The sequence below is a fragment of the Caballeronia sp. SEWSISQ10-4 2 genome (assembly GCF_030464885.1).
Lineage (GTDB): Bacteria > Pseudomonadota > Gammaproteobacteria > Burkholderiales > Burkholderiaceae > Caballeronia.
Map to the genome: position 1 here is coordinate 1 of NZ_JALPRJ010000051.1, position 12,550 is coordinate 12,550.

Here is a 12,550-nt window from a genome sequence, read left to right on the forward strand (position 1 = left end):
CTGCGCAAGCTGCGCTATCCCTCCCCGGCATGAATGCCGAGGTTTCCCGCGCTAACGGATGAACTCAAACATTGATTTCCCCCGCGACGGCGTCCCGTTATCGGACCAGGTGCGCCGCGGCGAATTGTTGTCGGCGGACTGCCCATCGAGGGAGGTGCTCAAGCATGTCACCAGCCGATGGGGCGTGCTCGTCTTGATGGTGTTGCTGGACCAGACCTGTCGTTTCAGCGATCTGCGTCGGAAGGTGGATGGCGTGAGCGAAAAGATGCTCGCGCAGACTTTGCAGTGGCTGGCGGCCGATGGCTTCGTGATACGCACCGCGTACGAGGAGGTGCCGCCGCATGTGGACTATCGGCTGACGCCGCTGGGTGAGGAGGTCGCGCGGCAAGTCACGTCGCTAGCGGACTGGATCGAGGTGAATCTTTCGCGCATTCTGAGTGCGCGGGTGGTGGAAGCGTAGAAAGCGGACACCTACTCGCTTCTTCTTTGCATTCCCCGATCGCCGGCCTCCGGAAGCGAAGCGCACTCGCCTGTCGCAAGGTTGTTGCGCATCCACTCGTGAAGCCCGCAAACCGCAATGCCATGGCTTCGCCGTGGATAACGACGACGCATCGAAGTCGATCGGGCGTCACTCCGGACATTCTGTACAAGCTCATTGCTCGCGCGACGCGCTCCAGACCCGCATGGGGTGCGTCGGGTTTCTTGCCTGCAGCGCTCACCAAGAAAACGATCTGGTATGTCGAGATTCATCGTGCTTGCCAAGCGTGATAGAGCATATAGGCGGCGACCGAGACGATCATTGCGGAGAAAACGAGATTCAGCGCGCCACGCTTGCGTGCGAGACGACTTGCAGCACGAGTCCCCAAGAGGCCGCCCACAACGCCGCCACCCACAAATTCCGCCGCGACCAGCCAATCGATCTGACCCGAAAGTGAATAGTTGATCGCATTGGAGTGGAGGCAAGGATCATGGATCAGCCTTGGCGCTTCGCCAGCGTAGAGGGCTGACCACACGCCAGGTTCGCGGGTATGGCGACATCCATCATCTTGGGGTTCGGAAGATTCAGGCCCCTCATGATCTCCACGTACTCACTCGCTGTCTTCCCCGCGAGCCTCGGATTGAAATGCTTCTCCTCGCCAATGCTTGACGCGGTCCACCCTTTGTAATCGTGAGCAGGATAGAGCGTTGTTGCGTCAGGCAGCTTGAACAGCTTGTTGACGATCGAATCCCACGACCGATGCGGGTCTCCTCCCTGAAAGTCCGTGCGCCCGCTTCCGCGAATGAGCAGTACATCGCCGGTGAAAACGGCCTTCGGTGCCGAAGGGTTCAGGACAAAACTAAACGACTCGTTGGTGTGGCCAGGCGTGTAAAGAGCCCGCAATTCGATTCCATCGACACGGACGATCTCGTCCTCACTCACGTGCTGCGACACGCAATCCGCCTGCGACAATTCGCCCATGATCGTCCTGCAGTGCGTAGTGTCTCGCAGGTCGCCGAGTGCTGTAATGTGGTCGGCGTGCGTGTGGGTGTCGATGGCGTGAACCAGTCGCAGATCCAACTGTTCGATCAGCTTGAGATATTGCTCGAGCTGGTCCTTGACGGGATCAATGATGACTGCCTCCCCACCTGCTCGAGAGGCGAGCAGGTAGGTGTAGGTGCTCGACGTGCTGTCGAAAAGTTGTCGGAAAAGCATCGACTGATAACCCTGGCAAAAACGCTATATCACTTTTTAATATAAGCTTATATCTTTATTGAATATAGTGTTGAAACCATGGAAAGTCAACGGGAGGAAGGAGTTGTGGCTACGAACGCGGGTATTCGAGCATCGTTCAGCGTGGTGATCGTGGGTGCGGGCGCAGGCGGGACAAGTGTCGCTGCGCGCCTCAAGCGCATGAGTCCGACGCTCGACATTGCCGTCATTGATCCCTCGGAATTTCACTATTACCAGCCGGCCTGGACATTGGTCGGTGGTGGACAGTACGACAGCGCAAAAACGCGACGTCCGATGCGTGAGTGCTTACCGCATGGAGTCGAATTTATTCCCGGCCGGGTAACCGCATTTGAGTCGGCTCAGAACGTGGTCGTTCTTGAGGGCGGCACGAGGATCGGCTACAAATACCTGGTTGTGGCAGCTGGAATTCAACTTGATTGGGATGCAATCGAAGGGCTGACGGATACGCTTGGCAAGAACGGCGTGACGAGCAATTACCGTTTCGACCTCGCGCCTTACACCTGGCAGTGCGTCCAGCAATTCAAGGGCGGCACGGCGCTCTTTACGCAGCCCCCGATGCCAATCAAATGCGCCGGTGCGCCACAAAAAATCCTCTACCTCGCAGCCGATTACTTTCGAAAACACCGGATAACCGCGGACATCCGTTTCTTTACGCCCGGGCCGTCCATGTTCGGCGTTCCTTTCTATGCGAAAGCATTGGATCGTGTCATGAGCGACTACCAGGCAAAGCCTTGCTTTGGTCAAAAGCTTGTGCGAGTTGATGGGCCCGCGAAGACTGCGTACTTTGAAATCACGACCGATGGCGTCAAGTCGATCCAGCCAATCGAATTTGACTTCCTGCACGTCGTGCCACCACAAAGTGCTCCTCGGTTTATCCGTGAAAGCACGCTGGCCGATGCTGGCGGCTGGCTCGAGGTGGACAAGGCAACACTGCGGCATATGCGGTTTCCGAACATCTTTGGCATTGGCGACTGCACCTCCACGCCTAACAGCAAAACCGCAGCGGCCGTCAAGAATCAGATGCCCGTGGTCGCCGCGAACCTGATGGCAGCGCTGACCGGCCATGGGCAAACCGTGACATACGACGGTTACGCGTCTTGTCCGCTGACGACTTCCGCAGGGAGGGTGATGCTCGCCGAGTTTTGCTATGACGGGGTGGTCACGCCAAGTTTCCCGACGGACCCGCGTTCGCCGCGAAAGATCTACTGGTGGCTCAAACGATCGTTCCTTCCGTACTTGTATTGGAACATTGTCATGAAAGGAAAGCGATGGCCGCTCATGCATAAGCGTCGAGATTTCACGGATGCGCTCCCGTCAATCAAGCCATGAAGGGAAAAGCCTCGCCAAGTAGCTCGTGAATTTACGACAGAAAACAAAGACAGGATTGCGAACAATGATTATCGACTGGGCAAATTTCACGCCGACCAAATCACTGGCAGGTGGCGCGATGATCGGTTTGTCCGCTGCGCTTTTCATGCTGCTCAATGGGCGTATAGCAGGGATAAGCGGGATTCTTGGCGGCCTTCTGACGGCTGGCGGATGGCGTGACGGTTGGAGGGTCTCTTTTGTCGCAGGGTTGCTTGGTGCGCCAGTGCTCTACGTTTTGATGACGCCGTTACCTCCGATCGTTGTTCAGACCAGCGCGCCGCTTCTCATTCTCGGTGGCCTGCTTGTTGGATTTGGCACACGCGCGGCAAGCGGCTGTACGAGTGGTCATGGTGTGTGTGGAATATCACGCGGTTCGGTCCGCTCGGGTGTCGCCACATTGACATTCATGCTGGCCGGCTTCGTGACGGTCTTCTCTATCAGACATCTGTGGGGCGGCTAATGCGAAACATCAGTTCGTTTCTTGTCGGGCTGCTTTTCGGTTTCGGCCTGATCCTATCCGGCATGGCGAACCCTGCGAAAGTGCTTGGTTTCCTCGACCTCGCGGGACAATGGGATCCTTCGCTGGCCTTCGTCATGATCGGCGCGATCGCGCTTGCATCAATCGGGTTTTTCGCAAGCCGACGGGCTGGAAAGCCGCTTCTTGATCAAACAAAGCATCTTCCCGCGAAGAAAGAAATCGACGTGCAATTGATTGTGGGAAGCGCGATTTTCGGAGTCGGCTGGGGGATTGCGGGTTTCTGCCCGGGACCCGCCGTGGTTGCGGCAGGCTCGGCGAAAGCTGCCGCTGTAATTTTCCTCGCCGCGATGCTTGCAGGCATGTTCGCCTTTAAGTTGTTGGCCGCGCGGAGAAGTATCGAGTCGAACTCGAGTGCGCGTTAAGCGGTCGTCGCTTTCGCTAGTCCGGATCGCCGAACAGTTTGACGTGCGTTGAAATCTTATTGCGTTCTATGGGAGCAACGAGCGCTCCGGCTTTTCAAGGCGCCCTTCGTCGCGCGCGACAAGATCCTCCTGCAAGGCCTCGGGTAATGCGCAGAACCACTGGCAGGCACGCAGTTTCTCGCGGTAAGGTTCCAGCTCGTCGGGTAGCCGACAGATTGGGTGCAGGGTTCGGGTCATGATGTCGTTTGCCACGCTTAGGAGGGTACTGCCGTGAAATCCCTGGTTGACCAGCTTGGGCAGTACGCGGTGTATCACCGCGACTCGCGCAACATTGTTTCGCACCTCATCGGCATTCCGCTGATCGTGGTCGCCGTCGCCACCCTGTTGGCGCGTCCGTCGTTTGATATGACCGCAGCATTGACCTTGTCACCGGCGATGCTGGTCGCCGCCGCGGTGGCAATATTCTATCTTCGACTGGATATACGATTCGGCATCCTGATGACTGTCTTGCTGGCCTTGAGCGTTTGGGCCGGGAAGCTCCTCGCCATGCAATCGACCGGGCTGTGGCTCGCCTGGAGTTTGGGCCTGTTTTTTGTCGGCTGGGTGATCCAGTTCATCGGCCACTATTTCGAAGGCAGCAAACCGGCTTTCGTGGACGATGTGATCGGGCTGGCGGTCGGGCCTCTCTTCATTGTGGCCGAATTGGCGTTTTTCCTGGGTCTGCGCGACCCGGTTCGCCGCGCGATGGAAGAACGTGCTGGCCCGATACGCAGCGGCGCGAGCAAGAGAACCGTCTGATCTAGGTGTTATCAACAACCGAGGCGCACAAAACCGTCAGGTAATCGTAATTCGACAATATCGTCGACACTCGGGTGTTCTAGGGTTTACGCCTAATTCGACAATAATCCCTTGCGCACTCTGCTCTTAATCTTAAGCGTGCACTTACCTAAACTTGAATCACTGAAACGCGAACAGGGTTGTTCGCGACAAAAACCAAGATTCGGAGGTAGGTCATGAAACTCGTTCAATCTCTTATTGTTGCTGCTGTCCTCGCCATCCCGGCTGTCTCGTCTTTCGCTCAATCGAATGCGCCTGTTACCCGCGCCGAAGTGAAAGCTCAACTGGTTCAGCTTGAAAAGGCGGGGTATCAACCCGGCCGTGACGACCCGGATTATCCGGCAAACATTCAAGCCGCTGAAGCACGCGTTGCTGCGCAAAACGGCGCTGCTGTTGGTTTTGGTGGTGTGACCGACGGAACGTCGGTATCCGGTGCCCGCGCAGTCGTTAGCCCCGCGCTGAACGACAACGCGAAGTCGGTCTACTTCGGTCGTTAATTAATTGCGTCGCCAAACCGCCAGACATCCTGGCGGCATTGAAGATGGGTTGATGAGCGCGCGGCGATCCTGCGCGCTTATCCATTTCAAGTAAACGAACAGCACCTCCTCCAGCGGGGTTGCTCCGATCCCGATGGATTTGCCCAGCTAAATGTTGGGCTTTTTTTCAGATTGATCGATGGCGCGATGAATCGCTGGACTAACAAGCAAACCGGTTCACGAAGCAGTAGGCCAACCCATCCGCGCAGCGCTGCGCAAGCTTGATCGAACCACCATTTGATGGAACGGCGCGATCAGCATGATGTAGACACGTCCCAGAAGATTGTGGCATCGGACAACCGTCGACACGGTCAGATAACGCTCACCGCCTGCGGCATCGTCTTTCGTCTCCTGGAACACGGACACCCTGAAGTCGAGATGCTTGTCGTCCTCGCCGATCACGATTTCGTCGACGGTGCGCTCGTAGATTCTGAATATGTAGAGATGCTTATCACTTTGAGAGCGGGCAGACTCTGCCAGCTGCTTCGCCGTCTTGAGGCCAAACCTGGCAACGAGTGCGTCGCGCATACGCATGAGTTTTCCAACCCATGCCGCCTGATGCGAAAACATGAATCGGGCGAGCAGTTCGGGATCGGTGCTTGCGTTGTCCGGCAAGCGGATGGTGTAGGCATCGGCGAGGTTCGGGCTCGCGTACATTTCAGTGACGTGTGACCGGGCCGGCAACGCGACGGAGGTCACGGACACAGTTGAATTTTTCATGGTAATCGTCCGGAGATGAATCGGTTAAGCGGGAGCCCAATCCGAGCGCCTACGCGCTTACTCAGTGCGCAGATGCGCAATGACCAGATCAGCTACGGCGTCAGGTGCTTCGCGAGGCGGAAAGTGCCCGACACCGTCCAGCACCACACGCTTATAGCCACCCGTGAAATACCCCTCCATCCCTTCCGATGAAGCCGGTTCATCGCAGAAATCGGCGCCGCCCTGAATCATCAGCGTGGGCGTCGAAAGCTGGTCGATGGCCGCCAGTTTCTCCCGCAACGCGGCATACGCGGGATCCGATACCTCGCCTTCACGCCAGCGCCGTCGATACCCGTTGAGCGTGATGGGCACCCAGTCGGGGTTATCGAAGGCAGCGGCGGTGCGGGCGAACTCGTCCTCGTCGAACCAGCCCGGCGGGGACCAGGTATCCCACTGCAAGCGCGCGAAACCTTTGGGATCGGCGGCGACCGCCGCGGGACCGCCATCGAGCGCCATGAACCACTGATACCAGAGCTTCCGGGCCTGCGAAAAGTGCGGCAATTCGAACGCGCCTTTCGGCTGGAACTGCAGCGCGAGCCCGGCGATGCGGCTGATGCGCCCGGGAAAAAGCGCTGCCAGCGTATATGCCGTGCGTGCGCCCCAGTCGTGGCCGACGACATCGAAACGATCGATTCCCAAGGCGTCGGCCAGATCGATAACGTCCTGGGCGAGCGCTACGCCCGAACCGTCGCGCGGCGTGTCGGACGAGAGAAAGCGTGTCTTGCCGGCACCGCGCAAGTCTGGAACGATCGTACGAAAACCCGCTGCGGCGAGGCGTGCCGCCACGACTGTCCAAGCCCGAGCCGCGTCGGGCCAGCCGTGCACGAGCATGACGGACGGCCCGTTGGCCGGTCCCGACTCGGTGTACGCAATCTCAAGTTTGGTCGTGCGTGCCAGCAGGTTCTGATCGTCCATGCGCGTTCTCCGCGAGAGGGTGGCCAATCATATTGACACGCAATTCCATCTGCATGTTCCAGCGGTTCGGACGCTGGTGCATGACGCGCTGCGTTGATACTCTGTCGATCATTCGCACCGGTTTTCCAACGGGCGCCATCCACGAAACGAAACTACACGAGACGAGGTGAGACATGGACTCAAGCAAAGCCGCATTGCGGAAAATGGTCGATGAACGGCGCGGCCTGGTCGTGCCTGGTGCGTTCAACGCGATGAGCGCCCGTGTCGTGGCCGAGAACGGCTTTCGCGCCGTCTATGTGACCGGTGCGGGCGTGACCAACATGTACATGGGCATTCCCGACTTGTCGTTCATCGGCCTGCACGAGATCTGCGAGCACACGGCGCGGATTCGCGACGCGGTTGAAATTCCCGTTATCGTCGATGCGGATACGGGCTTTGGGAATCCCGTGAATACCTACCGGACCGTGCAGATGCTCGAGCGCGCCGGCGCCGACGCGATCCAGCTCGAAGACCAGATCTTCCCGAAGAAGTGCGGGCATTTCTCGGGTAAGGAGGTGATCGACATTAAGGACATGGAAGCGAAGATCAAGGCCGCCGCCGATGCCCGCAAGAACCAGGACCTCATGATCATCGGCCGCACCGATTCGGCGGCGGGTGAGGGTTTCGATGCCGCTATCGAACGGGCGCAACGCATGGCCGAGGCGGGCGCTGACATCCTGTTCGTGGAGGCGGTGGAGAGCGAAGCGGAGATTCGCAAACTTCCGCAACTGCTTGACCGGCCGCTGCTGATCAACATCGTGATCGGCGGCAAGACGCCGACCCTGGACGCCGACGCATTCGGCGCGATGGGTTTCTCGATCGTGCTGTATGCCAACGCCGCGCTGCAGGGCGCGGTAGCGGGCATGAACAAGGCGCTTGGTGTGTTGAAGGAGCGGGGGCGTATTGATGAAGACCCCGCGATCGTTGCCTCCTTCGCTGAGCGCCAGCGGCTCGTAAACAAGGATTTCTACGACGAACTCGAACGCAGGTATAGCGTGGAATGAGGACGAGAGGGCGTGTCGTGTCCGGTACGCCTTCACTAATAAAAGCAACTAACTGTCCGCCCTGCCAGCGCCCTCGAGTTTGTTACCGCCCCACGTTCATCAAAGCAGGTTTCGCAGAAAAAGGGCCTTCCGGCCTTCGATGTCAAGATCCGCTCAACTTTGAACGTTGTTCACTTAAGTCTGAACTCGTGAACTGTGCGGCCCTTTCTCATGGCATCCGTTCGCTAATCCTAGCGACTCACGCCAAATCCAGGGAACCCCCCACCCGGGTTGCAATCGTCAGTCACGTTCAGGCAGATCGAAGAACACAATCCGGCACTCTGCCTCCCCGTGCAGTGGCCCCGGGTTCACTTGCTCAATCAATTCATCACCGAGCAATGCGATAGCAACTGCGTAAAGATACATCTTTAACAACTGTTATTGGCCGGCGGCCGGCGACACGACGCTCGGGGTCGCCAGCGTGTTGTGACTTCCGGGAGCGTTAGTGAGGGAAGTCGCGCTATTGTTCGTGCTATTCGGCAGACCCGAGTTCGGCGACCCGGCGCCCATGCCGCTTTCCGAGTTGGTGACGCCAGGCGTGCCGTAGCCGCTCGTTGCATTGGCCGGCGACACGGCGGCCGGCGACATTACGCTCGGGGTCGCCAGCGTGTTGTTGCCCTGTGCATAAGCGCCGCTCGACAGCGTGAGTGTGGCGACGGCCGCGATCAATGTGCTGGTTGCCTTGTTCATGACCCGTTCCTCCTTGATTGGACTGGAATTTCGACGCAAACGATCCATTCGTATTTTTCCATAGCGGTCGTTATAGGTTTGGCTCGTGGCGATCAAACAAACTCGCCCGACCGTTCGTAGTGGTGCACGTGACGCAAACGACAGATCGCCGCTCAGGGTCGGCAACGAGACACGTACTTCATTCCTGGAAAGAATCTACGCCCGCCTAAGGCCTACCTGGGTGACCGGCACCTCGTTTATGCCCACGATGCCCTCTATGTCTCAATCAGCTCAAGCGACGCGCGACAAGGCCTCTCGGGCCGATATTGCACAGTATTGACGACATACAGTGCGCCGACAGCGCGCGATCGAGTCCATAGCAGGCCATACCAAGTTTAGGAAAGCGGTCGCTGATAATTAAGCGCATTATTCGCAAGGGTGAATTTCTATTTTCGGGGTTACCCCTGATGGGTCCTGGTCCCCAATCTGAGGTCGGCGTGGTTCGGCGTTGCGCGGTGCATGCTACGTGACCCGCGAGGAAATTGATTGGGCTGCGTGGATAGCGAACAGCCACTGGAGCGGGGGGGCCGGTAAGCAAACTTGCAAACGAACTCCCCCACGATTGGCGACGGTCTGGGCGGAAGCATCGAACGTCACTTCCTGGCCGATTTCGGGAATTTGCCATAGGCTATCGGCCGCTGGCCGTCATGGTTCAGGCTGCGCTCCAGAAAATTCAAACTTAAACCATCCAAACTCCAGATGGCTCAAACCTAAGTGAACTGCGGGTTCAAAGTTGGCTGAGCAGTACGCCCCGAAACTCCTATCCTGGAGACATCACCAGTTCTCAGTTAAATGAATCTCGACATTCGATATGAACCAGATGAGACATGAGCGGCATCGCGTAAAATTTCCCTTTCGACAAGAGACGAGACGCTTCGCTTAACCCATGCAAACGCCCGAGATCAAACCCGGCCCGAAAGAGAGCGAAGGCGTTGCCGTCATCGACCGTGCTTGCGCGATCCTGTTTGCATTCAGGCCGGACGATACATCGCTTACGCTCGCTGAACTCGCGGCGCGTACCGGGCTCTACAAAAGCACGCTGCTTCGCCTTGCGGGCGCGTTGATCCAGCACCGCTTGCTGCTGCGTCTGGACGATGGCCACTATCAACTCGGGCCGGCCACCTTCATGCTCGGTGCGTTGTATCAGCGCAGCTTGAATCTCGGCGATATCCTTGTCCCGCTGATGCGCGAACTCGCCGAAATAAGCGATGAAAGCGTGTCGTTCTATGTTCGCGACGAAGCGGTGCGCGTGTGTTTGCATCGTGTGGATTCGACGCACGCGGTGCGTTATCACGTGCGCGAAGGCGACGTCCTGCCGTTGGAAAGCGGGTCGGGCGGATTGGCGCTGCTGGCGTTTGGCGGCAGCGAAGGCGAAGTTTTCGAGCGCATTCGCGACGACTTCTATTGCGTCTCGATGGGCGAGCGCGACCGCGAAACAGCGGGCATTTCCATGCCCGTCTTCGGCGTGCGCCAGACCTTGCGCGGCGTGTTGACGCTTGCGGGTCCGAGCTCGCGGATCGATCAGGTATTCGTGGAACGCAACATCGGCGCGCTGTTCGATTGCGCCGCCCGCGCCACCGATGCGCTCGGCGGCGACGCGCGCGCGTTGCGCAGCGCGCAACGGCGTGCAGCCGGAATTCAGAACAAATGAGTCAGAGCAGATGACGCTCGGGTTTGCCGGTGTATTTGTAGGCCATCTGACGCGGCATCGGCCCTTTATTGCGCTCGTTGCGGCCGCGCTGTTCCCACGCATGCGACAAGATCCCGACTGCGCGCGATAGGCAAAACACCCCACGCGCCAACTCCGGCGCAAAGCCGAGTTCAGCATAAATCACGGCCGTTGCGCCGTCGATGTTCATCGGCACCGGCTTGTTTTTCCGCTGCTTCAACAACGCTTCGATACCGCGTGCTACCGAAGCATATCGGCCGCTGATCGTGCCTTGTTCGACGCTTGCATCGACTAAAGCAAGCAGTTTGACCGCGCGCGGGTCGACAGGATGAAACCGGTGCCCGAAGCCGGGCAGATATTTACCGCGTTCGGCAATAAAAGCATCCACGCCTTGCGCGACCGCATCGTTCGAAGCGGCACCCGCCTCTTCGAGCGCGACGATCGAATCGTATAGCTCGACCGCTTGCTGACCCGCGCCGCCGTGGACGTCGTCGAGTGCATTGATGGCCGAGGCCATCGCACCGTTCAACGGCAAACCGCAACTCGTCGCCATGCGCGAAATGGCAATGGACGGTGCGTGCGGACCATGATCCACCGACGCGACGAGCGCCGCTTCAAACAAACTCGCTTGGGCTTTATCGGGCAATTCGCCGCGCAGCATCAGCCAGATCATCTGCGGGAAACTGACCGCGCCGATCAGCTCCTGAATCGGAAAGCCGCGAACGCTGATCGATCCCGGATGGATATCGATGATCGACGTGCTCCAGTAATCCGCAGCGAGCGTGGCGGCGTCAACAGCTTGCGTCATGTTCAGATCACTCCTTCGGCGCGCAGATGGTCGATTTGTTGGTCGTCGAAACCGAGCTCCGAGAGATGCCCGTGTGTGTTCGCGGATAACATCGGCGCGGGGGTGGCGGGGGCTGTATCCGCATCGGAGAAACGGAAACCCGCGCGCGTAACGCGCTGTCTTGTCGTGGTGTCGTCGCTGTTGAACTCGCGTACGAATTCACGCGATACCAGATGCGGATGCGCGAGGATTTCCGGCACTGACATCACGCGTCCGGCCGGCACGCCTGCATCGATAAACTTTGCATCCCAGTTCGTCGCGCTATCCGTCGCCAATGCCGCTTCGATCTCGACCTTCAACGCCGCGCGATTCAGCTTGCGTGTGTTGCGCTCGGAAAAACGCGGGTCGTCAGGGAGATCCGGCCGCCCGATCAAACGGCACAAACTCACGAACTGCTTCGTTTCGTTCGCCGCGATGTTCAGCAAACCATCGCCCGTTTTGAACGTCCCGGACGGCGCGGCCGTGAAGTTTTCGTTGCCCATCGGTGCGGGAGTGACACCGGCGTTCAGGTAGTTTGACACGACCCAGCCCATGGTCGAGAGCGTGGCTTCGAGCATCGATACATCGAGCATCCGGCCGCGACCGCTCGCGCGGGCATCGACCAGAGCCGCGCATATCCCGAACGCCGCGGTCAGGCCGCCGACCGTATCGGAGACCGGATAGCCGACGCGTAAAGGCGCGCTGTCGGCATCGCCTGTGACGCTCATCACGCCTGAAATACCCTGGATGATCTGGTCGTAAGCCGGACGCTTCGAAAACTCGCCGTCCATTCCGAAGCCGGAAATCGCGCAATAAACGAGCTTCGGATTGATCGCGCTCAACGCGGCGTAGCCCAGGTCCAGTCGTTCCATCACGCCGGGCCGGAAGTTCTCCACCAGCACATCCGCCGTCTTCACGAGCGAGCGCAAGATCTCTTTGCCGCGCGCGTCTTTCAGGTTCAGCGTGATCGACTGCTTGCCCGCATTGACGGCCACGAACGACGCACCCATGTCGCGCGCCGACGCTTCTTTATCGGCGCCTAGACGCCTTGCCAGATCGCCGCCTTCCGGATGCTCGACCTTGATTACCTCCGCGCCGAGCAGCGCGAGTTGGTACGCGCAAAAAGGCCCGGCGAGCACATTCGATAAATCCAGCACCCGCACGCCAGTCAACGGAAGCGTCATGTCAAACCCTCTT

The 12,550-nt window shown here is 58.8% G+C and carries 14 protein-coding genes; 8 read left to right on the forward strand and 6 right to left on the reverse strand.

What is annotated here, in order from left to right; translation table 11 throughout:
- The first annotated feature begins 58 nt into the window (after positions 1-58).
- Positions 59-460 (forward strand): helix-turn-helix domain-containing protein, encoded by a 402-nt coding sequence (locus M0D69_RS28890; protein WP_301785278.1) that lies wholly within the window; start codon positions 59-61, stop codon positions 458-460.
- A gap of 513 nt (positions 461-973) precedes the next feature.
- On the opposite strand, the gene M0D69_RS28895 is transcribed toward M0D69_RS28890, so the two are convergent.
- Entirely contained in the window at positions 974-1,693 is a 720-nt protein-coding gene (locus tag M0D69_RS28895; RefSeq protein ID WP_301785279.1) for an MBL fold metallo-hydrolase, read from the reverse strand.
- 78 nt (positions 1,694-1,771) lie between these two features.
- Here M0D69_RS28895 and M0D69_RS28900 point away from each other — a divergent pair, with 78 nt between their 5' ends.
- From M0D69_RS28900 to M0D69_RS28920, 5 genes are all read left to right on the forward strand, one after another.
- A complete protein-coding gene (locus tag M0D69_RS28900) occupies positions 1,772-3,061 on the forward strand; it encodes an FAD/NAD(P)-binding oxidoreductase (protein WP_301785280.1) in 1,290 nt (429 codons plus the stop codon).
- 64 nt (positions 3,062-3,125) lie between these two features.
- Positions 3,126-3,560: a YeeE/YedE family protein gene (locus M0D69_RS28905; protein ID WP_301785281.1), complete on the forward strand. Its 435-nt coding sequence runs from the start codon at positions 3,126-3,128 to the stop codon at positions 3,558-3,560.
- Positions 3,560-4,000, forward strand: a complete 441-nt coding sequence (locus tag M0D69_RS28910) for a YeeE/YedE family protein (protein ID WP_301785282.1) — start codon at positions 3,560-3,562, stop codon at positions 3,998-4,000. The genes M0D69_RS28905 and M0D69_RS28910 overlap by 1 nt, the downstream gene beginning before the upstream one ends.
- A 270-nt stretch (positions 4,001-4,270) precedes the next feature.
- Positions 4,271-4,798, forward strand: a complete 528-nt coding sequence (locus M0D69_RS28915) for a DUF962 domain-containing protein (RefSeq protein ID WP_301785283.1) — start codon at positions 4,271-4,273, stop codon at positions 4,796-4,798.
- Positions 4,799-5,013: 215 nt separating this feature from the next.
- The gene (locus tag M0D69_RS28920; RefSeq protein ID WP_301785284.1) at positions 5,014-5,334 is read left to right on the forward strand and encodes a DUF4148 domain-containing protein; all 321 of its coding nucleotides are present in this window, start codon (positions 5,014-5,016) and stop codon (positions 5,332-5,334) included.
- 216 nt (positions 5,335-5,550) lie between these two features.
- On the opposite strand, the gene M0D69_RS28925 is transcribed toward M0D69_RS28920, so the two are convergent.
- Positions 5,551-6,093: a DUF2867 domain-containing protein gene (locus M0D69_RS28925; protein ID WP_301785285.1), complete on the reverse strand. Its 543-nt coding sequence runs from the start codon at positions 6,091-6,093 to the stop codon at positions 5,551-5,553.
- Between the two features lie 57 nt (positions 6,094-6,150).
- The gene (locus M0D69_RS28930) at positions 6,151-7,047 is read right to left on the reverse strand and encodes an alpha/beta fold hydrolase (protein ID WP_301785286.1); all 897 of its coding nucleotides are present in this window, start codon (positions 7,045-7,047) and stop codon (positions 6,151-6,153) included.
- Between the two features lie 173 nt (positions 7,048-7,220).
- Between M0D69_RS28930 and M0D69_RS28935 the strand changes: the two genes are divergently transcribed.
- Positions 7,221-8,090 carry an oxaloacetate decarboxylase gene (locus M0D69_RS28935; protein ID WP_301785287.1) on the forward strand — a complete coding sequence of 290 codons (870 nt, stop codon included), beginning with the start codon at positions 7,221-7,223 and terminating at the stop codon, positions 8,088-8,090.
- Between the two features lie 417 nt (positions 8,091-8,507).
- On the opposite strand, the gene M0D69_RS28940 is transcribed toward M0D69_RS28935, so the two are convergent.
- Entirely contained in the window at positions 8,508-8,819 is a 312-nt protein-coding gene (locus M0D69_RS28940) for a hypothetical protein (protein WP_301785288.1), read from the reverse strand.
- Between the two features lie 925 nt (positions 8,820-9,744).
- Here M0D69_RS28940 and M0D69_RS28945 point away from each other — a divergent pair.
- Positions 9,745-10,509 (forward strand): IclR family transcriptional regulator, encoded by a 765-nt coding sequence (locus M0D69_RS28945; protein WP_301785289.1) that lies wholly within the window; start codon positions 9,745-9,747, stop codon positions 10,507-10,509.
- A 1-nt stretch (position 10,510) separates the two neighbouring features.
- Here the strand turns inward: M0D69_RS28945 and M0D69_RS28950 are convergent, their stop codons facing one another.
- Positions 10,511-11,335, reverse strand: coding sequence for a citryl-CoA lyase (locus M0D69_RS28950; RefSeq protein ID WP_301785290.1), 825 nt, complete (start codon positions 11,333-11,335; stop codon positions 10,511-10,513).
- Positions 11,336-11,337: 2 nt separating this feature from the next.
- A complete protein-coding gene (locus M0D69_RS28955) occupies positions 11,338-12,537 on the reverse strand; it encodes a CaiB/BaiF CoA-transferase family protein (RefSeq protein ID WP_301785291.1) in 1,200 nt (399 codons plus the stop codon).
- Positions 12,538-12,550 lie beyond the last annotated feature (13 nt).

Coding starts and splice junctions, on each gene's coding strand:
- M0D69_RS28890 (WP_301785278.1), top strand. CDS start 59: ATGAACTCAAACATTGATTTCCCCCGCGACGGCGTCCCGTTATCGGAC.
- M0D69_RS28895 (WP_301785279.1), bottom strand. CDS start 1,693: ATGCTTTTCCGACAACTTTTCGACAGCACGTCGAGCACCTACACCTAC.
- M0D69_RS28900 (WP_301785280.1), top strand. CDS start 1,772: ATGGAAAGTCAACGGGAGGAAGGAGTTGTGGCTACGAACGCGGGTATT.
- M0D69_RS28905 (WP_301785281.1), top strand. CDS start 3,126: ATGATTATCGACTGGGCAAATTTCACGCCGACCAAATCACTGGCAGGT.
- M0D69_RS28910 (WP_301785282.1), top strand. CDS start 3,560: ATGCGAAACATCAGTTCGTTTCTTGTCGGGCTGCTTTTCGGTTTCGGC.
- M0D69_RS28920 (WP_301785284.1), top strand. CDS start 5,014: ATGAAACTCGTTCAATCTCTTATTGTTGCTGCTGTCCTCGCCATCCCG.
- M0D69_RS28925 (WP_301785285.1), bottom strand. CDS start 6,093: ATGAAAAATTCAACTGTGTCCGTGACCTCCGTCGCGTTGCCGGCCCGG.
- M0D69_RS28930 (WP_301785286.1), bottom strand. CDS start 7,047: ATGGACGATCAGAACCTGCTGGCACGCACGACCAAACTTGAGATTGCG.
- M0D69_RS28935 (WP_301785287.1), top strand. CDS start 7,221: ATGGACTCAAGCAAAGCCGCATTGCGGAAAATGGTCGATGAACGGCGC.
- M0D69_RS28940 (WP_301785288.1), bottom strand. CDS start 8,819: ATGAACAAGGCAACCAGCACATTGATCGCGGCCGTCGCCACACTCACG.
- M0D69_RS28945 (WP_301785289.1), top strand. CDS start 9,745: ATGCAAACGCCCGAGATCAAACCCGGCCCGAAAGAGAGCGAAGGCGTT.
- M0D69_RS28950 (WP_301785290.1), bottom strand. CDS start 11,335: ATGACGCAAGCTGTTGACGCCGCCACGCTCGCTGCGGATTACTGGAGC.
- M0D69_RS28955 (WP_301785291.1), bottom strand. CDS start 12,537: ATGACGCTTCCGTTGACTGGCGTGCGGGTGCTGGATTTATCGAATGTG.